General features: G+C 60.0%; 20 protein-coding genes. 11 read left to right on the top strand and 9 right to left on the bottom strand.

Annotated features, from left to right (window positions below; all coding sequences use genetic code 11):
* Nucleotides 1-76 precede the first annotated feature (76 nt).
* The 3 genes from ACEPAJ_RS03005 (at nucleotide 77) to ACEPAJ_RS03015 (ending at nucleotide 5680) form a co-directional block, all read left to right on the top strand.
* Entirely contained in the window at nucleotides 77-1216 is a 1140-nt protein-coding gene (locus ACEPAJ_RS03005) for an efflux RND transporter periplasmic adaptor subunit (RefSeq protein ID WP_425913478.1), read from the top strand.
* Between the two features lie 12 nt (nucleotides 1217-1228).
* Nucleotides 1229-4357, top strand: a complete 3129-nt coding sequence (locus tag ACEPAJ_RS03010; RefSeq protein ID WP_425913480.1) for an efflux RND transporter permease subunit — start codon at nucleotides 1229-1231, stop codon at nucleotides 4355-4357.
* A 132-nt stretch (nucleotides 4358-4489) separates the two neighbouring features.
* Nucleotides 4490-5680, top strand: coding sequence for a multidrug effflux MFS transporter (locus ACEPAJ_RS03015; RefSeq protein WP_425913482.1), 1191 nt, complete (start codon nucleotides 4490-4492; stop codon nucleotides 5678-5680).
* Here the strand turns inward: ACEPAJ_RS03015 and ACEPAJ_RS03020 are convergent.
* From ACEPAJ_RS03020 to ACEPAJ_RS03035, 4 genes are all read right to left on the bottom strand, one after another.
* Entirely contained in the window at nucleotides 5677-5856 is a 180-nt protein-coding gene (locus tag ACEPAJ_RS03020; protein WP_425913483.1) for a hypothetical protein, read from the bottom strand. The two genes, ACEPAJ_RS03015 and ACEPAJ_RS03020, sit on opposite strands and share 4 nt — an antisense overlap.
* 100 nt (nucleotides 5857-5956) lie before the next feature.
* On the bottom strand, nucleotides 5957-7750 hold the full coding sequence (locus ACEPAJ_RS03025) for a PAS domain S-box protein (protein WP_425913484.1): 1794 nt from the start codon (nucleotides 7748-7750) through the stop codon (nucleotides 5957-5959).
* 201 nt (nucleotides 7751-7951) lie between these two features.
* Complete coding sequence (locus ACEPAJ_RS03030) at nucleotides 7952-8968, bottom strand: zinc-binding alcohol dehydrogenase family protein (RefSeq protein ID WP_425913486.1); 1017 nt, start codon at nucleotides 8966-8968, stop codon at nucleotides 7952-7954.
* 10 nt (nucleotides 8969-8978) lie between these two features.
* Nucleotides 8979-9272, bottom strand: a complete 294-nt coding sequence (locus ACEPAJ_RS03035; protein WP_425913487.1) for a putative quinol monooxygenase — start codon at nucleotides 9270-9272, stop codon at nucleotides 8979-8981.
* 103 nt (nucleotides 9273-9375) lie between these two features.
* Between ACEPAJ_RS03035 and ACEPAJ_RS03040 the strand changes: the two genes are divergently transcribed.
* From ACEPAJ_RS03040 to ACEPAJ_RS03075, 8 genes are all read left to right on the top strand, one after another.
* Entirely contained in the window at nucleotides 9376-10293 is a 918-nt protein-coding gene (locus tag ACEPAJ_RS03040) for a LysR family transcriptional regulator (RefSeq protein WP_425913488.1), read from the top strand.
* An 82-nt stretch (nucleotides 10294-10375) separates the two neighbouring features.
* Nucleotides 10376-10762, top strand: a complete 387-nt coding sequence (locus ACEPAJ_RS03045; protein WP_425913489.1) for a DUF2946 domain-containing protein — start codon at nucleotides 10376-10378, stop codon at nucleotides 10760-10762.
* 87 nt (nucleotides 10763-10849) lie between these two features.
* On the top strand, nucleotides 10850-12223 hold the full coding sequence (locus ACEPAJ_RS03050) for a PepSY-associated TM helix domain-containing protein (protein ID WP_425913490.1): 1374 nt from the start codon (nucleotides 10850-10852) through the stop codon (nucleotides 12221-12223).
* A gap of 94 nt (nucleotides 12224-12317) precedes the next feature.
* Nucleotides 12318-12800, top strand: coding sequence for a copper chaperone PCu(A)C (locus ACEPAJ_RS03055; protein ID WP_425913491.1), 483 nt, complete (start codon nucleotides 12318-12320; stop codon nucleotides 12798-12800).
* A gap of 107 nt (nucleotides 12801-12907) precedes the next feature.
* Nucleotides 12908-13279, top strand: a complete 372-nt coding sequence (locus ACEPAJ_RS03060) for a DUF2946 domain-containing protein (RefSeq protein WP_425913492.1) — start codon at nucleotides 12908-12910, stop codon at nucleotides 13277-13279.
* Between the two features lie 82 nt (nucleotides 13280-13361).
* Nucleotides 13362-15473, top strand: coding sequence for a TonB-dependent copper receptor (locus ACEPAJ_RS03065; RefSeq protein ID WP_425913494.1), 2112 nt, complete (start codon nucleotides 13362-13364; stop codon nucleotides 15471-15473).
* Between the two features lie 198 nt (nucleotides 15474-15671).
* On the top strand, nucleotides 15672-15938 hold the full coding sequence (locus ACEPAJ_RS03070) for a PepSY domain-containing protein (RefSeq protein WP_274086329.1): 267 nt from the start codon (nucleotides 15672-15674) through the stop codon (nucleotides 15936-15938).
* A complete protein-coding gene (locus ACEPAJ_RS03075; protein ID WP_425913495.1) occupies nucleotides 15938-16471 on the top strand; it encodes a cytochrome b/b6 domain-containing protein in 534 nt (177 codons plus the stop codon). Before ACEPAJ_RS03070 ends, ACEPAJ_RS03075 begins: the two co-directional genes overlap by 1 nt.
* 75 nt (nucleotides 16472-16546) lie before the next feature.
* Here ACEPAJ_RS03075 and ACEPAJ_RS03080 read toward each other — a convergent pair whose 3' ends face one another.
* The 5 genes from ACEPAJ_RS03080 to ACEPAJ_RS03100 all read right to left on the bottom strand — a co-directional run bounded on the left by ACEPAJ_RS03080 (nucleotide 16547) and on the right by ACEPAJ_RS03100 (nucleotide 22528).
* Nucleotides 16547-17494 (bottom strand): adenosine deaminase, encoded by a 948-nt coding sequence (locus ACEPAJ_RS03080; RefSeq protein ID WP_425913497.1) that lies wholly within the window; start codon nucleotides 17492-17494, stop codon nucleotides 16547-16549.
* A gap of 323 nt (nucleotides 17495-17817) precedes the next feature.
* Nucleotides 17818-18807 carry a 2-oxoglutarate and iron-dependent oxygenase domain-containing protein gene (locus ACEPAJ_RS03085; RefSeq protein WP_425913498.1) on the bottom strand — a complete coding sequence of 330 codons (990 nt, stop codon included), beginning with the start codon at nucleotides 18805-18807 and terminating at the stop codon, nucleotides 17818-17820.
* 292 nt (nucleotides 18808-19099) lie between these two features.
* Entirely contained in the window at nucleotides 19100-20185 is a 1086-nt protein-coding gene (locus ACEPAJ_RS03090) for a BMP family ABC transporter substrate-binding protein (RefSeq protein ID WP_425913499.1), read from the bottom strand.
* Between the two features lie 195 nt (nucleotides 20186-20380).
* Nucleotides 20381-21307, bottom strand: coding sequence for an ABC transporter permease (locus ACEPAJ_RS03095; protein WP_425913500.1), 927 nt, complete (start codon nucleotides 21305-21307; stop codon nucleotides 20381-20383).
* Between the two features lie 123 nt (nucleotides 21308-21430).
* Nucleotides 21431-22528, bottom strand: coding sequence for an ABC transporter permease (locus ACEPAJ_RS03100; RefSeq protein ID WP_425913501.1), 1098 nt, complete (start codon nucleotides 22526-22528; stop codon nucleotides 21431-21433).
* Between the last annotated feature and the right edge of the window lie 7 nt (nucleotides 22529-22535).

The following is a 22535-nucleotide window of genomic DNA, read 5'->3' on the forward strand; positions in this document are numbered from 1 at the left end:
CTATTTACAAGCACTTGTGTATGTAACTAGCATTGCCGGCCCACATGCTGCGCCCTGCGTCCTTTCGGAGACATCCATGCTTTTGCCCCGTCATCTGCCGGCGCTTGCCGGTTCCTTGTTGCTGGCTGTTTTGGCTTCCCCGCTGTATGCCGCTGATGCCCCGCGCGCGCCCGAAGTTGTGGTGGAAACCGTAAAGGTCGAAGCATTGCCGCTGGAGTTTGAATACTCCGCACGCACGGCCGGCTTTCGTGAAGTTCAGGTGCGCGCTCAGGTCAGTGGGATTCTGCAGGAGCGCACTTACCTAGAAGGTAGCGCTGTGAAGAAGGGCCAGGTGATGTTTCGCATCGACCCGCGCACTTACCAGGCCGCACTGAGCCGGGCCAAAGGTGCACTTGCGCAAGAGCAGGCGCGCTATCGGCAAACCGAGCGTGACCTCAAGCGTATCCGTGAGCTGCAGAAGAAGGGCTTTGCCAGCGAGAGCGAGCTGGACAATGCCGTCTCCAACTTCGAGCAGAGCAAGGCGAATATCCAGGCCGCTGAGGCCGAGGTGCTGTCTAAGCAGATCGACCTCGACTACACCACGGTGAAGGCGCCCATTTCCGGTATTACCAGCAAAGAAACTGTTTCCGAAGGCAGTTTAATGGTCGCTGGTGATCCGAATGCCAGTCTGCTGAGCAACATCACCCAGCTGGACCCCATCTACGTCAACTTTGCGGCGCCCGACTCCGATGTGGCCAGTGTCCGCAGTGGCTTGCAGAACGGCAGCCTGATGCTGCCTGAAGACGGCAAGATGAGTGTGAAAATTACCTTGGGCGATGGCAGTGTTTATCCGCTGGAAGGCAAGGTGGACTTTACCGATAGCCTGATTGATCGCGGTACTGGTTCGGTCAGCGCACGCGCCGTCGTACCTAACCCTGAGCAGAAGCTGCTACCCGGTCAGTTTGTCCGCGTGCAAGTTAAAGGCCTAAGTCTGCCTAACGCCATGACCCTGCCAGAGCGCGCGGTTGCCCAAGGCCCTGCAGGCACCTTTGTTTATGTGGTCGACGACGCTGGTATTGCGCGCATGCGCCAGGTCACCACGGGGCATACGGCCAAGGGGCGTTGGGTGATCGTTTCCGGGATCAGTGAAGGTGATCGGGTGATCGTCGAAGGGTTAGCCAAAGTCCGTCCGGACAGCCCGGTCAGTATTGCTGCCCCCGCAGCCAGCCAATCTTAAGGAGCGTCCCCGGTGATCTCACGCTTCTTTATCGACCGTCCGGTATTTGCCGCGGTCATCTCCATCCTATTGGTGCTGGCCGGCCTCATGGCCATGCGTGCGTTGCCTATCGCCCAGTACCCGCAAATTCTCCCGCCACAGGTGTCGGTTAGCGCCAGCTATGCCGGCGCGAGCGCCCAAGTAATTGCCGAAACGGTAGCAGCGCCGCTGGAGCAGTCGATCAACGGCGTCGAAGGGATGATTTACCAGCAGTCCAACTCTGGCGGCAACGCCATGAGTCTGTCGGTGTACTTCGAGGTTGGTACCGATCCAGACCAGGCCACTATCGACGTTAACAACCGGGTGCAGGCCGCTTTGGCCAAGTTGCCGGAAGAAGTGCGCCGTCAGGGTGTAAAAGTACAGAAGAAGTCTTCGGACATCCTGCAGGTCGTGACCCTGTATTCGCCGGATGGCTCGCGCGATCCGGTGTATATCAGCAACTACGCATTGATCAACGTGATCGACGAACTCAAGCGCCTGCCCGGCGTGGGCGATGTCAGCCAGTTCGGTTCGAAAGACTACTCCATGCGCATCTGGCTACGTCCGGACAAGCTAGCGCAGTTCAACCTGACGCCGACCGATGTGGTGAATGCGATCCGTGAGCAGAACTCGCAGTTCGCCGCCGGCAGCTTCGGCCAGCAACCGCTTAAGCAGGAGCAGGATTTTACCTACACGGTAACCACCCAGGGCCGCTTCACTGATCCGCAAGAATTTGAAAACGTCATCCTACGTACCGATGAAACCGGTGCCAGCCTGTTGCTCAAGGATGTCGCGCGGATCGAACTGGGGGCGCAGGACTACTCGCTGATGACCTCGCTCAACGGTCAGCAAAACGCGGCGTTTGGTGTGTACCTGCAGCCGGGCGCAAATGCCTTGGACACTGCTGAGGCGGTCAGCACAACCTTGGCGCGACTGTCGAAGACCTTCCCCAGTGGCATGACCTACAAGGTGCCGTACGACACCACCAAATTCGTCCGGGTGTCGATCGATGAGGTGATTTACACCTTCTTCGAAGCCTTGGTCCTGGTGGTCTTGGTGGTGTTCATCTTCCTGCAGAATTGGCGCGCCACGTTGATCCCGGTACTGGCGATTCCAGTCTCGTTGATCGGCACCTTTGCCGGTATGTACATGCTCGGCTTCTCGATCAACCTGCTGACCCTGTTCGGCATGGTACTGGCCATCGGTATCGTGGTGGACGACGCCATTGTGGTGATCGAGAACGTTGAGCGGGTAATGGCCACCGACAAGGTAGGGCCGCGTGAGGCCACCATCAAAGCCATGGAGGAAGTGACCGGCCCCATCATCGCCATTGTGCTGGTGCTCTGCGCGGTATTCGTGCCGGTGGGCTTCCTCGGCGGATTGGCCGGGGAAATGTATAAACAGTTCGCCATCACCATTGCCGTGTCAGTGGTGATCTCCGGCATTGTCGCCCTGACCCTGAGCCCGGCACTCTGTGCCTTGCTGCTCAAGCCTGGGCATCACGAACCGGCGGCACCGTTCCGCGCCTTCAACCGCGTATTTGACAGGCTGACCAATGGTTACACTGCCGGCGTACGTTTCTTCCTCAAGCGCACGGCGGTTGGTTTGCTGCTGTTTGGGGCGATGATCGCGTTGATGGTCGTGCTGTTTAACCGGGTGCCCAGCTCCCTGGTGCCCAGCGAAGACCAAGGCTATGTGATCAATGCCTACTTCCTGCCGCCGGCTGCTTCGTTGACCCGCACCGAGAAACTCACCAGCGAGGTGACCCAGCAGTTGATGGCGCATCCATCGGTGGAGAACGTGGTGACCTTTGCCGGCTTCGACATTCTCTCCTCCGGTACCCGCAGCAGTTCGGGAGTGTCCTTTGTGCCGCTCAAAGACTGGAGCGAACGCACCACGCCGGAGCTGGATGCGCGCAACCTAACGCGTGAGTTCATGGGCATGGCCTCGTCGCAAAAAGACGGCGTGATGATGAGCTTCAACCCGCCGCCGATCACAGGCATGAGCACCACCGGCGGTTTTGAAGGCTATATCCAAGACCGCAGCGGCGGCACTACCGCTGATTTGGCGAGCAAGGTGCAGGCTTTCCTGGCCGCTGCCGCCAAACGCCCTGAGTTGGCGGGTGTACAAAGCACCTTTAGCGCCAACGTGCCGCAGTACTTTATCGACCTTGATCGCACCAAAGCGCGCGCGCTTGGGGTGACGGTGAGTGATGTATTCACCGCCATGCAGGCCACATTCGGCAGCTACTACGTCAATGATTTCAGCCTGTATGGGCGCACGTTTCAGGTCAGCCTGCAGGCTGAGGCGGAATTCCGCAGCAAGCCCGAGGACCTGTCCCAGGTCTATGTGCGTGCGGCCAGTGGTGAGTTGGTGTCGTTGGCCAGTTTGGTCAAGGTCAAACGTATTCTCGGCCCGGATACCTATGCACGCTTCAACGTCTACCCAGCCGCGAAGATTCTTGGCGGGCCGGCTCCCGGTTACAGCTCGGGCCAAGCGCTGAGCGTAATCCAGGAGGTCGCGGACGAAGTGCTGGGCAGTGATTACAGCATTGGCTGGACCGGTTCGGCTTTCCAGGAAGTTGCGTCTCAGGGTTCCGGCAGCAGTGCCTTTATCTTCGGCCTGATCATGGTGTTCCTGATCCTCGCGGCGCAGTACGAGCGTTGGACCTTGCCACTGGCGGTGGTCACGGCAGTGCCGTTTGCGGTATTCGGTGCGATCCTCGCGGTATGGCTGCGCGGTATCGAAAACGATCTGTACTTCCAGGTCGGTCTGCTTACGCTGATCGGCCTGGCCGCGAAGAACGCCATCCTGATCGTCGAGTTCGCCGTGCTCAACCGACACAATGGCATGGGCATCTTCGAGTCGGCGCTGGAGGCCGCGCGGTTGCGTTTCCGTCCGATCATCATGACGTCGCTGGCCTTTATTCTCGGTGTTGTACCGCTGGCAATTAGCACGGGTGCGGGCTCGGCGAGCCGTCACTCGATTGGTACTGGCGTCATCGGCGGCATGCTGGCGGCAACCTTCCTGGCGATCTTCCTGATCCCGATGTTCTACCTGCTGGTGGAGTCCCTGGCGGACAAAATCGGCAAAGGTCGGAAGAAAGCCGACCCCTCTGTTTGATCTCTGCGCCCTGTAACAGGGCGGGCAGAGCGTAGCCCGGATGCACTCCGGGAGCGCTCTGTGAGGCCGTAAATTGCCCGGTGTTTATCCGGGCTACGGCAGCGGATAGACCCTTACTTAATCTGGATGTACATGCCCTTACGTCTTTTGTTGATCCTCGGCTCGCTTAGCGCCTTTGGCCCGTTGGCTATCGATTTTTACCTGCCGAGCTTCCCGGCCCTGGCGCAGGCCTTCGCCACCGATGTGGAGCACGTGCAACTGTCGTTGGCTGCGTACTTTGTAGGTCTGGCCGTTGGTCAACTGGTTTACGGCCCCTTGGCGGATCGCTTTGGTCGGCGCAAGCCGTTGTTGTTCGGGGTGACGTTGTTCAGCCTGGCTTCACTGGCCTGTGCATTGGCGCCGAGTCTGGAATGGCTAATTGCCGCACGCTTTGTTCAAGCGCTGGGCGGTTGTGCCGGGATGGTGGTGTCGCGCGCGGTGGTGCGTGACCTGTGTGATCCGATCAATTCGGCCAAGGTATTTTCCCAGTTGATGCTGGTGATGGGCGTGGCACCGATTCTCGCGCCACTGGCCGGCGGCCTGCTGCTCAGTGCGTTTGGGTGGCCATCAATCTTTATCTGCCTGACGCTGTTTAGCCTTATCTGCCTGCTCGCGCTGGCTAAGTGGTTGCCGGAAACCCTGGCTAAGGATGTTCCTCCAGCCCCTCTGCGCGGTGCGATAGGTGAGTACAAGCGACTGTTCGCCAACCTGCCGTTTCTGGGGTATGCACTGACGGGCGGTTTTGCCGTAGCCGGGATGTTTGCCTACATCGCTGGTTCGCCGTTTGTGTTTATCGAGCTGTATGGCGTCCCCGCCGAGCACTACGGCTTGTTGTTCGGCAGTAATGCCCTGGGGTTTATTTTGGTAGCGCAATTAAACGCCTGGCTGGTCGCGCGGCATGGGCCGGCTTACTGGTTAGGCAAAACCGTTTGGTTCTACTTGGCGTGCGGCCTGGCGTTACTGGTGGTGGCGTTGGCCAAGCCGCAGGCCTTGTGGCCGTTGTTGATTCCGCTGTTCGGCTGCATTGCCTGTTTAGGCATTCTGTTGCCCAACGCCTCGGCCTGCGCCATGGCCGGGCAAGGCCGGCATGCCGGCAGTGCCTCAGCGTTGCTGGGCAGCCTGCAATTTGTCATCGCCGCCAGTGCCGCCACCATGGTCGGTGTGCTGCATGACGGCAGTGCCTGGTCGGTTGCGGTGGTGATTTTTGTCTGTGGGTTATTGGCTGTAGGGTTTTCTCTGTTTACCCGCTGGGCCGAGCGCGGAACGAGCCACGTACTGGGTTAACTGGCGACGCGCTGCTGCTCTGCGGGTAAGGCATGCGGTGCGTTCAGGCGGGCTTGCAGGGTGCTGACAAACTCGCGGGCTTCGGGCTCGCTGCGGAAGGTGACCGTTTGCTTACCCAGGCGCACTTGCCAGCCGCGACCTGCGGCGGTGTTTACAGGTTGGATCATGACGTTCATGGACGTATCTCCTCTGCAAGAGCACGCAGTCTAGTTGCTAGATATGAACATTGATTGACTTGAAACAAATTCGACCACGACGAACGCGCCGTTGGTCTGATCAGTTTATCGTGGTCACGCTTAACTGCACCGCCAGTCCCGCCAAACGAGTGAACTCTGTCACCAGGGCGATATCCGCCGCGCTCGGCCGCGTGGGCTGCAAATAGTAGATGCCGAAAGTGCCCAGCACCTGACCGCCATCATCCTTGAAGGGCAGTGACCAGCAGGCGTGTAAGCCTGCAGCCACTGCGACGGCCCGGTAATCGCGCCAGTAGGGGTGCTGGTTGAGGTCTTCGGCAATGACTAGTTCACCACTCACGGCGGCGTGTCCGCATGAGCCCACTTCCAGCCCCGCCTTAATCCCTTCGATGGCTTGGCAATACGCTTTCGGCAGGCTGGGTGCTGCGCCAACGTGGAGGCGCTGTTGCTCATCGAGCAGCATGATCGATACACGCATTTGTGGTTGCAGGTTTTCCAGGCGCTGGGTGATGCCCGCGAGAATACTGTGCAGCGGGTGCAACCCCAGCAGCTCATCGAGTACTGCATTGCGCGCCTGTTGCAGTTGCTGAGTCTGATGGCGCTCATGGACGTCACGCAGGCTGCCGTGTAGGCCTTGCTCCAGCTCACTGAAATTGAACTGCAACTCAACCCGGCGAGCCGGGCCGCTGCGGGTCAGTAGCTGACATTCCAGGCGCAGATTATCCAGTTTGCCGCCGAGTAACTCATGCAGCCTATGGCTGAGCGGGGGCTGGCCCAACTCGGGCATAAAGTGCTGCAGCGGGCTGCCAAGGCTTTCGTGAATGGGGTAGCCGCTGATTTGCTCCCAAGCGGGGTTGAGAAAAGTCAGCTGAGCGGCGGCATCAGTGATGAAAATCGCATCGCCTAGGTGCTCGACCAGCGAGCGGTAGCGGTGGTCACTGGCTTGCAGTTCGCTGTCGGTCTTCTTATGTTCGGTGAGGTCGATGTCAACGCAGTACAGCTCGAGTTGATCAAGGCTGTTGCGCAGCATTAAGTGGCTGGAATAGACCCATACCAGGCTGCCGTCTTTGCGTTGTAGCTGCACCTCTGCCGCAGGAATCTGTGGCCCGCCGAGTTGCCATAGGTTAATCGCGCTGGCCACCTTGCTACGCGCCGGTGGCGGTACGATCAGCTCTTCCAAACGACGGCCCATTACCTCATGCACGGCATAGCCGTAGAGCTGGCTACTGGCCTGGTTCCAGTAAATCACGCGGCGTTCACGGTCGTAGCCTTGCACCGCAATGCGAGGCGTTTGCTCGAACAATTGGCGAAAGCGTTGCTCGCTTTCTCGCAGGGCGCTTTCGTCGCGTTTCTGCAGGCTGATGTCCTGAAGGGTGCCCAAGATTCGGCTGTGTTCGTCGACCTCCCCGCGCAGCATCAGCCACGTGGTTTGCGACTGTTGTGGTTTTAACAGCCGGGCGCTGACGAGCATCGGGCTGTGGTCATCGATCAAGGCCTGCAAGGCGCGTTTTACGTGAGTGCGTTCGGCTGGGTGCAGGCAGTTGAGTAGTTGTTCAAGGCTGCATGTGTGGTCGTCGTGGTCACGACCGAGCAGGTTCCGCGCCTCTTCACTGAGCTGGAAGTCATGGCTGTATTCCCAGCTGCCGAGTGAGGCACTGCGTTGAGTCCGTTTTAGCAGGCGGCTGCTCTGGGTGAGGGCATCAAGCAGAAGACGCTGCGCGCGCCGATCACGGTAGCTGACAAAAAAGATCAGGCTCGTGCTGAGCATGACAAACAACACGCTTTTAACAATGTTCAGGCTGCCCAATAGCTCGCTGCTGCTAATAAATTTTGGCAGCAGATAATTGCTGCCGAAAATCCACAGGGAGCTGAACAATAAATATACGCCGGCTAGGCGCAGAGGGCCTTTCAGATCGGGTCGCATCCCTTGCCGCCAGTGCGTTAGCCAGGTTAGTAATCGGATGGTTTTTTGCCAGCGCTGCGCGCGAGGCCGTCACCTGATTCTAGCTGAGACTCAGTGAAATGTCGGACGCTATAAAGGCTGACCGGCTCGCACGTACCGCGAGCCGGGCTCTTCCTAGAACCCTTCGAGAACAATCTTGCCCTTGGCCGTGCCGCTTTCTAGCAGAGTATGGGCGCGGCGCAGATTGGCCGCGTTGATGCTGCCGAAGTGTTCGCCGAGGGTAGTGTGCAGGGTGCCGGCATCCACCAGTTCGGCAACCCGTTGCAGCAGGCGATGTTGTTCGATCATGTCCGCCGTCTCAAACAGCGAACGGGTAAACATCAGCTCCCAATGTAGCGACAGGCTTTTGCGCTTGAGCTGCATGATGTCCAGTGGCTGCTCGGGGTCATCGATCAGCGCCAGACGGCCTTGCGGGGCGAGGGCTTCGACCAGTTGCGCATAGTGCTGATCGGTCTGGGTCAGGCTGGCCACATGGGTGACCTGATTGATACCGATGCGTTTCAGCTCTTCACTCAGCGGCTGGCGATGGTCGATCACGTGGTGTGCGCCCAGATCGCGAACCCAGGCTTGGGTCTCGGGGCGGGAGGCGGTGGCGATCACCGTCAGGCCAGTGAGTTGACGTGCCAGCTGCACCAGGATCGAACCCACGCCGCCGGCTGCACCGACGATCAGCAGGCTCTGGCCCAAGTCTGCGCTGCCTTGGCTGACCTGCAGGCGTTCAAACAACAACTCCCAGGCAGTGATTGCGGTCAGTGGCAGTGCGGCGGCTTCGGCAAACGCCAGCTTTGCTGGCATACGCCCGACGATGCGCTCATCCACCACATGTAGCTCGCTATTGGCCCCGGCGCGGTTGATCGCCCCAGCGTAATACACCTGGTCACCAGGCTGGAACAGGCTGACATCGCTGCCCACGGCCTTGACGATACCGCTGGCGTCCCAGCCCAGCACCTTGGCAGCGCCGTCTTCAGGGGCGACGTTGCGGCGGATCTTGGTGTCTACCGGGTTGACCGAAATGGCCTTGACCTCGACCAGCAGGTCGCGCGGGCCGGGCGTCGGCGCAGGCAGTTCGACATCCTGCAGGGCGTCGGCGTGGTCGGCGGGCAGAGACTGGTAATAGGCGACAGCTTTCATAGAGCGCTCCTTAGAGAATGCGTTGCATCAGTTGATGATCGACCTGTTCCAGCAGGCTGCCGCAGGTTTCGCCGAAGTGCAGAAAGTGTGCGGTCTGCTGGTGCGCGCTCAGGGCGGCGGCGTCCTGCCACTGCTCAATCATGATGAAACGGTTGGGCAGCTCCTGATGGCGGTGCAGGTTGTATTGCAGGCAACCTGCTTCGGCCTGGCTGGGCGGCACCAATTGGCGCAGGCCTGCTTCAACAGCCTCGGCCTGGCCGGGGCGGGCAGTGATGGTGGCAATCAGGGTCAGTGGCGTGGTCATGGTGGACTCCGGTTAAGTGCTGGCCATGCTCGGTTATTTGATTGACGAGAAAAACAGCCTGCTACTAGAGTCTCTTTCAATATTTTTTTGATAATGAGCTGCCATGCTGCGTTTTGATGATCTGCAGTTGTTTGTCACCACCGCTGATCTGGGCAATCTCTCGGCGGCAGCGCGACGCCTGGATATTTCCCCGGCAGTGGCCAGCGCCGCGCTCAAGCGTCTGGAACAGCAACTGGAGGCGCGCCTGTTCAGCCGCTCCACCCGCAGCCTGCGGCTGACGCCCGAAGGTGAGTTATTTCTCGGCCATGCGCGGTTGGCCCTGCAGAGCCTGGATAACGGCCGCCAGCAGTTGGCTGGCAGCAAGGTCGGCATCAGTGGGCCGTTGCAGCTGTCTGCGCCATCGGACTTCGGCCGCAATACGCTGTTGCCCTGGCTGGATGAGTTTCAGCAGGCGCATCCTCAGGTGCAATTGCGTCTGCTGCTGGGTGATCGTGTGGCGGATCTGTTTCGCGAGCCGGTGGACATTGCCCTGCGCTATGGCGCACCAGAGGATTCCAGCCTGGTCGCCTTACCCGTTGCCGCCGCGAACCGCCGTGTACTCTGCGCCGCACCGCAGTACCTGCAGCTGCATGGCGCGCCGCAATCGGTGGAGGACCTGGCCGAGCACAACTGTCTGCTTTATATGCTCGGCGGGCGGCTACATGACCGCTGGCGTTTCAGTGACGGCAAGCGCGAGCAGGGCATTAGCGTCAAAGGCGACCGGGTCAGTGATGATGCCGATGTGGTGCGGCGTTGGGCGGTCAGTGGTGCCGGGCTGGTGTACAAATCCTGGCTGGATGTGGCCGGCGACGTGCGTGCTGGTCGACTCCAGGTACTGCTGCCCGAGCTGCGCGGCGAGCCAACACCGCTCAACCTGATCTGCGCGCACCGTGCGCAACTGAGCAAGCCGGTGTTGCTGCTGCGGGAGTTCGTGCAGCTAAGGTGTACAGCGTTGTTGGCGGATGCCCCGTGGCCGAACTAAGATTGCCGTCAGCGCGCTGCGGCAATCCATCGCAGTGCGGCTGTGTCACATGCGCCCCAGAGCAATGCTAGAGTCGCGCCCCATGAAAATGACCCGTACTGACCGTCGCCTGCTGGCCTGGATGCTGTATTTCAGCGTTCTGTTCAGTGCGTTCGCCTGCAGTATTGGTCACGGGCAGATGGCCGGACTTCAGCTCAGTGGATTGAGCAGCCAGTACTGCTCTTTTGAGGGCAACTTCGGTGCCGGTGCCGATCTGCAAGGCTCCGGTGTGGTGGCGCCCAATTCGGCAACCGGCTCCGGTTGCTCCCTGAGTTCCACCTTCAGCGCGATCATCCTGGCAGCGTTTTTCGGTTTGCTAGGTTTGCTGGCACCCAGCCGCGCACCACTGCTGACGTTCTTCTTTACCCCGCGACCTGTTCGCTATCTCTGGCCTTCGGCCAACCCCCGCGCTTCTCCGTTAACTCTGTAGCGACCGGGCATCACGTCCCGGCTGTCGTCGTTGTGCTGCATGTTGCCTCATGCAGTAACGCTATTGATGAGCTATCGGAGTTGATCCATGAGCCAACGTGCTCCTTCTTTTTATAACCTGGCCTGGCGCTGGCATTTCTATGCCGGGCTGTTCGTGATCCCATTTCTGATCCTGCTGTCGGTCACCGGGATCATCTACCTGTTCAAGCCGCAGCTGGATCAGCTGATGTATGCCGAGCTGCTGCAGGTGACGCCTGCCGAGCAAGCGATCTCGGCCGATCAGCAACTGGCACTGGTGCGCCAGGCGTATCCCGAGGCCAGTATCAGTCAGTACCTGCCGCCGCTGAACACCGAGCGTAGCGCGCAGTTTGTGCTGGAGGTCGATGGCCAGAGCCTCAATGTGTTTGTTGACCCTTACAGCGCCAGAATTCTCGGCAGCCAGGATGCGCAGCTCAACTTGCAGGCCATCGCCCGTCAGCTACATGGCGACCTGATGATCGGCGCCCTGGGCGACCGCCTGATTGAATTGGCCGCCGGTTGGGGCATCGTGTTGGTGCTCTCCGGTCTGTACCTGTGGTGGCCGCGCGGGCGTTCTGGGGCGGGTGTGTTGTGGCCACGCCTGAGTGCCCGTGGGCGGCTACTGTGGCGTGATCTGCATGCGGTCACCGGGTTCTGGGGTTCGCTGCTGCTGTTGTTCATGCTGCTCACCGGGATGACCTGGACCGGCTTCTGGGGCGCGCAGTTTGCCGGCGCCTGGAACCACTTCCCGGCGGCGATGTGGGACGACGTACCGCAGTCCGGCAAGCTTACCGGCAGCCTTAACAACAGCAGCCAGCAGACCGTTGCCTGGGCAGTGGAAACCACGCCGCTGCCGGCTTCTGATCCACATGCCGCGCATAACGGCCATGCTGCCTATGAGGCACCAACCGCCCCGGCCAATCTGCTGCAGTACGTGGTCGATACCGCTTTCGAGCGCGGCGTGCAACCGGGTTACAGCATCACTCTGCCGAAAGGTGAGACTGGGGTGTACAGCATCGCGCTATTTGCCGCTGACCCACGTAACGACGCCACCCTGCACATCGATCAATACAGCGGTGCGGTGCTCGCCGATGTGCGCTGGAAGGATTACGGCGTGGTGGCCAAAACCGTGGAAACTGGGGTGATGTTGCATGAGGGCAAGCTGTTCGGCCTGGCCAACCAGTTGCTGATGCTTGCGGTCTGCCTGCTGGTGCTGCTGAGTGCGATCAGCGGCCTGATCATGTGGTGGCAGCGCCGCCCGAGCGGCAAGTTTGGCGTACCGCCGCTGCGCCACGACCTGCCGCGCTGGAAAACCGCGATTGTCATCATGGCCCTGCTCGGCGCCGCCTTCCCGCTGGTGGGCGCGTCCTTGTTGCTGATCTGCGCGCTGGATTGGTTGCTGTTGTCACGTATAGCGGGCTTGCGCTCACTGACCAGCGACTGAGTGACTGGATGAACGCAGGCCTGATGTGCCTGCGTTATACACGTACCCCATGTATTGCATGCTTGAACTGTTAGCCCACTAATGGAGACACACCATGTTGTTGAAAAAGACCCTGCTGATTGCCGCTTTGCTGAGCCCGAGCCTGTTTGCCAATGCCCACGAATACAAGATCGGTGAGTTGCACATCGCCCACCCCTGGTCGCGGGAAATGCCACCTGTAGCCCCTACGGCGGCGGCTTATTTTGTGGTGCACAACAAGGGCGCCGAGGCAGATCGTCTGCTCAGTGTCAGCACCCCGCACGCCGGTAAGGCTGAGTTACATGAGCACATGCATGCCGACGGTGTGATGAAAATGCAGCAGGTGCAAAACGTGGTGATTCCTGCCGGTGGCGAGGTGAAGTTCGAACCTATGGGTTACCACGTGATGATGTTCAACCTGCAGCAGCAGGCCAAGGACGGCGAGCGTTTCCCGTTGACCCTGACCTTCGAGAAGGCCGGCCAGTTAGACGTAGAAGTGGCGGTGCACAAGGATGCTCCAGAAAGTGAGCAGGCCCCCGCTGAAGGGCACGCGCATTAAGCGCCACCACCCGCTGAGCGGCACGGCTGTGTGCATGCCACGGCGTTCCCAGGGCAGCGTTGCAGCCGCGCAGCAGGGCGGTTGTGTGCCAGCGTTGAGTGGTCGTGATGCCCGGTAGTCGCGCCCAGTCAGGCCAATACCGCGCCGCGTGCCTGGCCTTATTCGCCATGCTGTTGCTCAGTGTCGGGCCGTTGTGGTCACAGCTCAGTCAGCCTGCCGAACCGGCTTGGCTGACTGAGCTGGCCTGTGGCGAGCACAGCGGCAGCGCTGAGCACTCGCTGAGTCATGAGGCCGCGTGGGCCAAGTGCGGCTATTGCACCTTGCTGCTGCACAGTCCAGCCACCGGTTGCGTCAGTCCATCGCTGGCGTTGGCCGCGATCACCCCAGCGGACCCATCTATTGCGCCGGTGCGCAGTGGGGTTGCCGGCTCGGCCGTCTTCCCAGGCTCGCGCAGCCGCGCCCCGCCTATTTATTCCTGATCGTCATTGCCCTTGTTATGTCTGTCACCGCTGTTGAGCGGCGGTGAGCAAACCCTGGTTTTGTCTCGATTTTGGAATAAACATGTCGACTCGTTCGCTGTTGATCACTGCTGCACCGTTTCGTTTGGCACCGCTTTGCGTCGGTTTACTGCTGGCCGCCCAGGCGCATGCCGCGCAAACCACCGAGCCATCATTGCTGCAGTTGCCGCCATTGGTGGTCACGGGCGTGGCCCAGCAGTCGCCGGTCACTGTGGTTACCGACCCCAAGCAGCCGCGTCAGCCGGTGCCCGCTGCCGATGGTGCGGATTACCTGAAAACCATTCCCGGCTTTAACGCCATCCGCAGTGGCGGCGCCAATGGCGACCCGTTGTTTCGTGGCATGTTCGGCTCGCGTTTGAACATCCTCAGTGACGGCGGCGTGCTGCTCGGTGCCTGCCCCAATCGGATGGATGCACCAACCTCCTACCTGTCGCCGGAGAACTTTGACCGTCTGACGGTAATCAAGGGGCCACAATCGGTGCTCTGGGGCCCGGGTGCCTCGGCGGCGACGATTCTCTTTGAACGTGACACGCCGCGCTTTGAAACCCTCGGCGGACGTGTGGGTGGCAGCGTATTAGCCGGCTCCAATGGCCGTTTTGATCGTCGTCTTGATGCCACGGCTGGCGGCAGCCAGGGCTATGTTCGCGCGCTCGGCAACAGCGCCCAGGCCGATGATTACCAGGACGGTAATGGCGATACCGTGCCCTCGCGTTGGCAGAAATGGAACAGTGACGTGCTGCTCGGCTGGACGCCGAATGACGACACCTTGATCGAACTCAGTGCCGGTCGTGGCGATGGTGAGGCGCGTTATGCCGGGCGTGGCATGGATGGCAGCCAGTTCCTGCGTGAAAGCCTTGGCCTGCGCGTGCGCCTGGAGAATCTCGGCGAGGTGTTCCAAGGCCTGGAAGGGCAGGTGTATTACAACTACGCCGACCACGTGATGGACAACTTCAGCCTACGCAGCCCTAACCCGCAAGATGCCATGGCGATGATGCGCAACCCCATGGCCAGTAATGTTGACCGCCGCACTCTTGGTGGTCGCCTGGTGGGGACTTGGAACTGGCAAGCCGTCGAACTCAAGGCCGGTGTTGACGCGCAGCGCAACGAGCATCGCAAGCGCGCCTCCAGCTTCAACATGATGACCCAGACGTACACCGACTACGACCAATTCAACTGGGACAAAGATGCCGAGTTCCACAACTACGGTTTGTTCGGCGAGTTGACCTGGCAGGTCAGCGAGCGCGAGCGCTGGGTGACTGGCGCTCGCCTGGATCGCGCCTCGGTCAAGGATTACCGACAGAGATTGGGCAGCGGCATGACTGACCGTGCCAACCCCACGGCCGATGAAACCCGCAGTGATACGCTGCCCAGTGGCTTTGTGCGCTACGAGCAGGACCTGCAACGCCTGCCGGCCACCTGGTATGCCGGCCTCGGTCACACCCAGCGCTTCCCTGACTATTGGGAGTTGTTCTCCGCCAGCGCCGGCCCCATTGGTTTTGTGCAACCGATGGAAAGCCTGGAACCGGAGAAAACCACCCAGCTGGATATCGGCATCAACTACCGCGGTGCCAAACTCGAAGCCTGGGCCTCTGCCTACGCCGGCCAAGTACGTGATTACATCCTGTTCAGCTACGGCCCTGGGATGATGCCGGGGCATGTACGTTCGCAAGCCAGCAATATCGACGCGCGCATCATGGGCGGCGAGTTGGGCATGAGTTATCGCCTGGACAGCAACTGGAAAACCGATGCCAGCCTGGCCTATGCCTGGGGCAAGAACAGCTCCGATGATCGCCCGCTGGGGCAAACGCCGCCGCTGGAAGCACGGTTTGGTTTGGCTTATGAGCGCAGTGATTGGAGCGCTGGCGCGCTATGGCGCGTGGTCGCGGCGCAGAACCGGGTGGATGAGGGCAAGGGTAACGTGGTCGGCAAAGACTTCGATAAAAGCAGTGGTTTTGCCGTGTTCTCGCTCAATGCCGCCTACCGCCTGACGCCCGAGGTCAAGCTCAGCGCTGGCGTGGATAACCTGTTCGACAAGGCGTACAGCGAGCACCTGAACCTGGCCGGTAATGCCGGGTTCGGTTTTTCTGCGGATGACCCGCAAGCCTTCAACGAACCAGGCCGCACGCTGTGGACCAAGGTGGACTTCAGCTTCTGATCTTGATGTGCGCGCCGCCTGGCAACAGGCGGCTCCGCTTAGTTGTGCGAACCGCACGGCCGTTCTGTCTTGTACAGCGTGGTCCGTGCGGTTTTTTCTGCGCCAGGGAAAAGATTTGCAGGGCTTAAGCAGGTTTTAAGCTTCGCCGAGCAGTGTATGCACGCAGACGTTAATCCACTCTCTCGAAAGGAACATCTCATGCGCAAATTACTCCTGCTGTCCCTGGTGCTTGCCAGCCCGCTGACCTTCGCTGCGACCCAGTGCACCACCGCTGACAAAGCGCAGTGGCAGGATCAGGACGCGTTCCAGGCAGACCTCAAAGGCCAGGGTTACGAGATCAAGAAATTCAAAGTGACCAGCGGCAATTGCTACGAAATCTACGGCTTTAACAAAGACGGCGAAAAGGTCGAAATCTACTTTGATCCGGTCACCGGCAAAGTCATCAAAGGTGGTGTTGAAGGCTAATGAACACACCGCCCCTACGCCTGTGGGATCCCGTGGTCAGGCTGTTTCACTGGTCCCTGGCGGGCGCTTTCCTGGCGAATTACTTCTTCACCGAAGAGGGCGAAAACTGGCACCGCTGGTTAGGTTATTACGCTGTAGCCTGGCTGGCGATTCGTTTGCTGTGGGGTTTTGTGGGCTCACCGGCGGCGCGCTGGGCGGATTTTTGGCCGACTCGGGCGCGTTTGACCGAACACCTAAAGGCGCTCGTTAGCGGGCGTGACTACCACCGCATGGGGCATTCGCCTCTGGGTGGTCTGGTGATGATCGGCATGATGCTGTTGATGTTCGGCCTGGGCGTGACCGGCTTTCTGATGGAGGAGGTCGATTACTTCTGGGGTGCCGATCTACCGCTGCAAATTCATGAGTTCTGTGCCAATGCGCTGATGGCCCTGGTGGGCCTGCACATCGCGGCGGCGCTGTTTGAAAGCTATCGGCTGAAGGAAAATCTGCCGTTGTCGATGGTGACGGGCAAGCGCTGCAAGCTTGATCCGTGAGTTACCGAATATGCTCGGCAGTAGCGTATAAAAAATAGCCCGGCGAATGCCGGGCTATTTTTTGCTGTACGTGCCTTAAACCAGGCGCGCATCCAGGCTGTTCTGCGCCAGGCGCTTGGCCTGTTCTTGAGTCATGCCCAGGCTTTCATGAAGAGCTGCGAAGTTCTCGGTGACGTAACCGCCGAAGTAGGCCGGGTCGTCCGAGTTCACCGTGACCTTCACTCCGCGTTCGAGCATCTGCAGGATGTTGTGTTGGCGCATGTCGTCGAACACGCAGAGTTTAGTGTTGGACAGCGGGCACACGGTCAGCGGGATCTGCTCATCGATGATGCGCTGCATCAGCCGCTCATCCTCAATGGCGCGTACACCGTGGTCGATGCGCTGAATTTTCAGCAGGTCCAGGGCTTCCCAGATGTACTCGGGTGGGCCTTCTTCGCCGGCGTGAGCCACGGTCAGGTAACCCTCGCTGCGCGCTTTGTCGAATACCCGCTGGAACTTGCTCGGCGGATGGCCCATCTCCGAGCTGTCCAGCCCCACGGCGATAAACGCATCGCGGAACGGCCTGGCTTGCTCAAGGGTTTTAAACGCTTCTTCCTCGGACAGGTGACGCAGAAAGCTCAAGATCAAGCCGTGGCTGATGCCCAGTTGTTTCTCACCATCCACCAGCGCCTGCTTGATCCCGCGTAGCACCACTTCAAAGGGAATGCCTCGGTCGGTGTGGGTCTGCGGGTCGAAGAACGGCTCGGTGTGGATAACGTTCTGTTCCTTGCACTTGAGCAGGTAGGCCCAGGTCAGGTCATAGAAATCCTGCTCGCTGCGCAGTACGTTGGCGCCCGCGTAGTAGAGGTCGAGAAACTCTTGCAGGTTGTTGAAGGCGTAGGCACTGCGCAGCGCTTCGACGTCATTCCAAGGCAGGGCGATTTTGTTGCGCTCGGCCAGGGCAAACAGCAGCTCGGGTTCTAGTGAACCTTCCAAGTGCAGATGCAATTCGGCTTTGGGCAGGGCGTTGAGCCAGTCGTACATGGTCATATCTCGTTATCAGGCGTTATCGTTGGCAAGTTTAACCGCTTGGTCAGATTTCGCCGAATTGAAAGGCTATGCAGATGTTGGATTCTCTGTAGGGTGAACAACGCTTTTTATGTCCACCGAGCGGTCGTTATGGTGCCGCAGGTGGTGGATGATAAAAGCGTTATCCACCCTACTTCGCAGCCGACCCCAGCTAAACTTGAGCCTGTTTTCCCGCCGATACGCATAGGTGTCGGCAACGTAGGGTGGACATCGCTTTTTATGTCCACGAGCGGTCTTCATGGTGCCGCAGGTGGTGGATGATAAAAGCGTTATCCACCCTACCTTCCGGCAGACCCCAGCTGAACTTTAGTCTGTTCTTCGCGCCGATACGCATAAGTGTCGGCAAAGCGCGACAGCAGGTACTCGGCGCTGGTGACGGACGGGTATTTCGGCGGGTTGGCGGCGTCCGAGCAGTTGGGCAGGCAGCTGATTTCGGTATCCGGGTGCGGCTCGGCGAAGAACGGCATGGAGTAGCGGTCGACGCCCAGCGGGCTAATCACGCGATGTGGAGTTGAGGTGTAACGGTCGTTGCTCCAACGCGCGAGCATGTCGCCGATATTCACCACAAAGCTGCCGGCAATCGGTGGCGCGTCGATCCACTGGCCGTCACGGTGGCGCACCTGCAAACCGCCGGCGTCATCCTGGTAGAGCAGGGTAATGCAGCCGTAATCAGTGTGTTCCCCGGCGCCTTGCTGCTCAGTGCTGCTGGCCGTGTGGCGCGGCGGGTAATGGATCATGCGCAGTACGCTGATCGGCTCATGAAAGCGTGTGTCGAAAAAGTCGCGGTCGATATCCAGGGCCATGGTCATGGCGCGCAGCAGGGTGTTGGCCAGCGCTTGCATATCGCTGTAGTGCTGCTCCATCAGCTCTTCCCAGCCGGGCAGCTGTGGGTGACGGTTAGATCCGCGCAGCGGTTTGCCGGCCAGTACCTCAGGGTGCTCGGCGGGCATATGGAAACCCATGTCGAAGGTTTCCTTCAAATCGCTCGGTTTGCTTGGGTCCAACTGTTCGGTGGCAATCGCGCCATAACCGCGATGGTGAGCGGTCTGGGTGATGTCGATCTTGAGCTTTTCTAAGGCCGGCAGGGCGAAGAGCGTCTTGGCGGCAGTCAGCAGCTCGTTGATACGCGCCGGGCTGATGGGGTGCCCGGTGATGTAGAAAAAGCCCCATTCGCGGCAAGCGCGGTCGATCTGTTCGGCCACAGTAGGCCAAGCGGATTCGTCGCTGCTGTAAAGGGGGGCAATGTCGATGATCGGTAGGGTGTGCATAGAGGCTCCGGGTGGGGCGTGCTGCGAGTCTTCTCGTACTAAGGAGCCTGTCGAACTCAACACTGTTCTGCTGCGGAAAATTCGGATCTGGCCATTTTTGCCGCTTTCCCTCGTTAAATAGCGCGCTATTCGCCTCGGTAAAACCGCAAAACTGTCTCAAGCCGAGCTTTCCCTCGCGACGAACGGTTGAGCACGGCAGGCTCCAGGCAGCGAAAAAGGACGATGCCCAGTAAGGCATCGTCCTTCTGATGCGGTTCTGCTGAGAGGCAGGGACGGCATCGGTGTGTGAATGTTACTTCGGCAGTTCAGCCTTTACGTTTTCCACGTAGTAGTTCATCGAGGCCAGTTCGGCGTTAGTCGCCGCAACACCAGCCGGAATCTTTTCTACGCCGCTCTGATCCTTGATCGGCCCGGTGAACGGGTGGAAGGCACCGCTCTTGATGTCCGCAATGATCTGCTCGGCTTCGGCCTTCACGTCAGCCGGTACCAGATCGCTGATCGGCAGGCGAATGGTGTCTTCAGCCAGACCACCCCAGAAATCCTGAGGCTTCCAGGTGCCGTCGATGACCGCCTGAGTGGATTTTACGTAGTGCGGGCCCCAGTCGTTGACGATCGAGGTGAGCACAGCTTTTGGCCCGAAGTGAGCCATGTCCGAGGCGTAACCTACCGAGTAAACGCCACGACGTTCGGCCGTCTGGATCGGTGCTGGGCTATCGGTGTGCTGGAACACCACATCCACGCCTTGGTCGATCAGTGCGTTAGCCGCGTCAGATTCCTTGCCCGGATCGAACCAGGAGTTGACCCACACCACTTTGATTTCGCTGCCTGGGTTGTACTTGTCCAGTGCCAGCTGAATGGCGTTGATATCGCGGAGCACTTCCGGGATTGGGAAGGAGGCGACATAGCCGATTTTCTTGGTTTTGGTCATCTTTGCCGCGAGGAAACCACCGACGTAACGGCCTTCATAAGAGCGCGACAGGTAGGTGCCGACGTTCTTGTCCTGCTTGTAGCCGGTGGCGTGCTCGAAGGTGACCTTCGGGAACTGCTTGGCCACTTTCAGCGTTGGGTTCATGTAGCCGAAGGAGGTGGTGAAGATCAGGTCATAACCGCCTTTGGCCATGTTGCGGATAACCCGCTCGGCGTCTGCGCCTTCTGGCACGTTTTCCACGTAGCTGGTTTCGACCTTGTCGCCCAGCTCTTTGATCACCGCCTGGCGGCCTTGCTCATGCTGGTAAGTCCAGCCGTGGTCGCCAATTGGGCCGATGTACACAAAGCCAACCTTCAGTGGTTCAGCGGCGGATGCACCCAGGGTGGCGCTGAAACCTAGGGCGGCGACAAGGGCGCGCAGCAGCGGTTTTTTGCTCTTCTTCTTCTGCATGGTCAATGAAACTCCAGTGTGTGTTGGGGTGGCCGATTAAACAGCTACAGGTTGGATTGCAAAAAGCTGACCAACTGGACAATTAGCGCGTAATGCCGCGCTATTACGCAGAACCCGCCGGAGCGGGGTTCTGCGGTGGTGCTGTGCTGGTGCGTAAGGTGCAGGTCGTGCTGCCTGCTGGTGCGTAGGCGTGGGTCAGTGCCCTGGCTGCCAGGGTTTGCCCAGCGAGACAGGGGCGAACAGGCGGGTTTTGATCGCATCGCGCGAGAGCAGTACCAGCACCAGAATCGTCGCTACATACGGCAGCATCGCCAGCAGGTTGGACGGGATCGACAGGCCGATACCTTGGGCGACCAAATGGATGATGCTGGCCAGGCCGAACAGGTAGGCGCCGAGCAGCACACGAAATACCCGCCAGCTGGCGAATACCACCAGCGCGAGGGCGATCCAGCCGCGTCCGGCGGTCATGTTTTCTGCCCACATTGGCGTATAAGCCAACGATAGATAACCGCCCGCCAGTCCAGCCATGGCGCCGCCGAACAGCACAGCCAGGGTGCGCACGCGCAGCACCGGCAGGCCCATGGCACTGGCGGCATCGGGGTTTTCGCCAACGGCCTGGATGATCAAGCCGATGCGGCTTTTCAGCAGAACCCAGGCCACCAGGCCGAATAGAGCGAAGGACAGGTACACCAGCACGTCCTGGTCGAACAGCATGCGCCCGATTAGCGGAATTTCGCTGAGCAGCGGGATGGCGATGGGTTCGAAACCTGTCAGCGGTTTACCCACCCACGCCGCGCCAACAAAGGTCGACAGGCCGACGCCAAAAATGGTCAAGGCCAGCCCGGTGGCCACCTGGTTGGCGTTAAAGCCCAAGGCCACAGCGGCGAACAGCATCGACAGCAACATGCCCGCCGCCATCGCCAGCAGCACACCGAGCCACAGGTTGCCGGTGCTTAGGGCAACGATAAAGCCGATCACCGCGCCAAACAGCATCATGCCTTCCTGGCCGAGGTTAAGTACGCCGCTCTTCTCGCACACCAGTTCGCCTAAGGCGACCAGCAGCAGCGGTGTACCGGTGCGCACCATGGCGTAGAAAATATTGCTCAACAGGTCGAGATCCATCGGGAATTCCTATGCGTATAGCTTTTGTAGGAGCGAGGGGGACGCCCAGTTCTTGCTCGCGATCAGTGTCGCCGCGAATCGCGAGCAAGCGGTACGCCCCCGGCCGCTCCTACAGGTTCGTTGTCAGGCCAGTGCTTCTACGTTGGCTTTGCGCTGCGCCCACTTCAATTTCAGCCGTGGCCGATAAAGGATCAGCACATCGCAGGCGAGCAGGAAGAACAGCATCATTCCCTGGAACAGCTGGGTGATCGCTTGAGGCAGGTTCATGGTCATCTGCGCGTTCTCGCCGCCCAGATACAACAGCGCCATCAGCAAGCTGGCGAATACAATGCCGAGCGGGTTGAGGCGGCCGAGAAAGGCCACGGTAATGGCCGCATAGCCATAACCGGGCGAAACCTGTGGCACCAGTTGGCCAATCGGCCCAGCCACTTCGCCAACACCCGCCAGCCCGGCCAGGCCGCCGCTGACCAGCAGGGCGAACCACACCAGGCGCTTTTCACGAAAGCCAACAAAGCCGGCGGCGCGGCGGTCGAGGCCGAGCACCTTGATCTGGAAGCCAAGAAAGCTTTTCTGCAGCAGCACCCATACCGCCACCAGCGCCAGCAGGGCGAAATACAAACCGGCGTGCAGGCGGCCGTCTTCGCTCACAAGCGGCAGGCGGCTGGCATCGCCGAACATCGCTGACTCGGGGAAGTTGAAACCGGCCGGGTCTTTCAACGGGCCATGCACGAAGAACAGCAGCAGGTTCAGCGCGATGTAGTTGAGCATGATGCTGGTGAGGATTTCGTTGGCATTGAACTGAGTGCGCAGCCAGGCGGTCAGGCCGCCCCAGGCCGCGCCGGCGGCTATGCCGGCGAGCACCACCCAAACCAGCGCCCAGCGGCTGTCCCAGTCGATAATCTGAATCGCCATGGCGCTGCCGGCCAGCGCGCCGAGCAGCAGCTGGCCTTCCGCGCCGATATTCCAGATGCGCGCCTGGTAGGCCACAGCTAGGCCTAGGGCGCAGAGCAGAATCGGCAGCGCTTTGACCAACAGTTCCGATACCCCGTACCAGTCGGTCAGTGGTGCAACCAGCAGGGTATGTAGCGTTTCCAGCGGGTCATGGCCGAGCAGGGCGAATAACAGCGCGCCGCTGCACAGAGTCAGCACCGCGGCGAGCAGCGGCGATAGCCAGAGCATGGCGCGCGATTGCTGGCCACGCGGTTCGAGGGATAACAGCATGGAAAAC

It is taken from the genome of Pseudomonas sp. GWSMS-1, assembly GCF_049847425.1.
Classification (GTDB): Bacteria; Pseudomonadota; Gammaproteobacteria; order Pseudomonadales; family Pseudomonadaceae; genus Aquipseudomonas.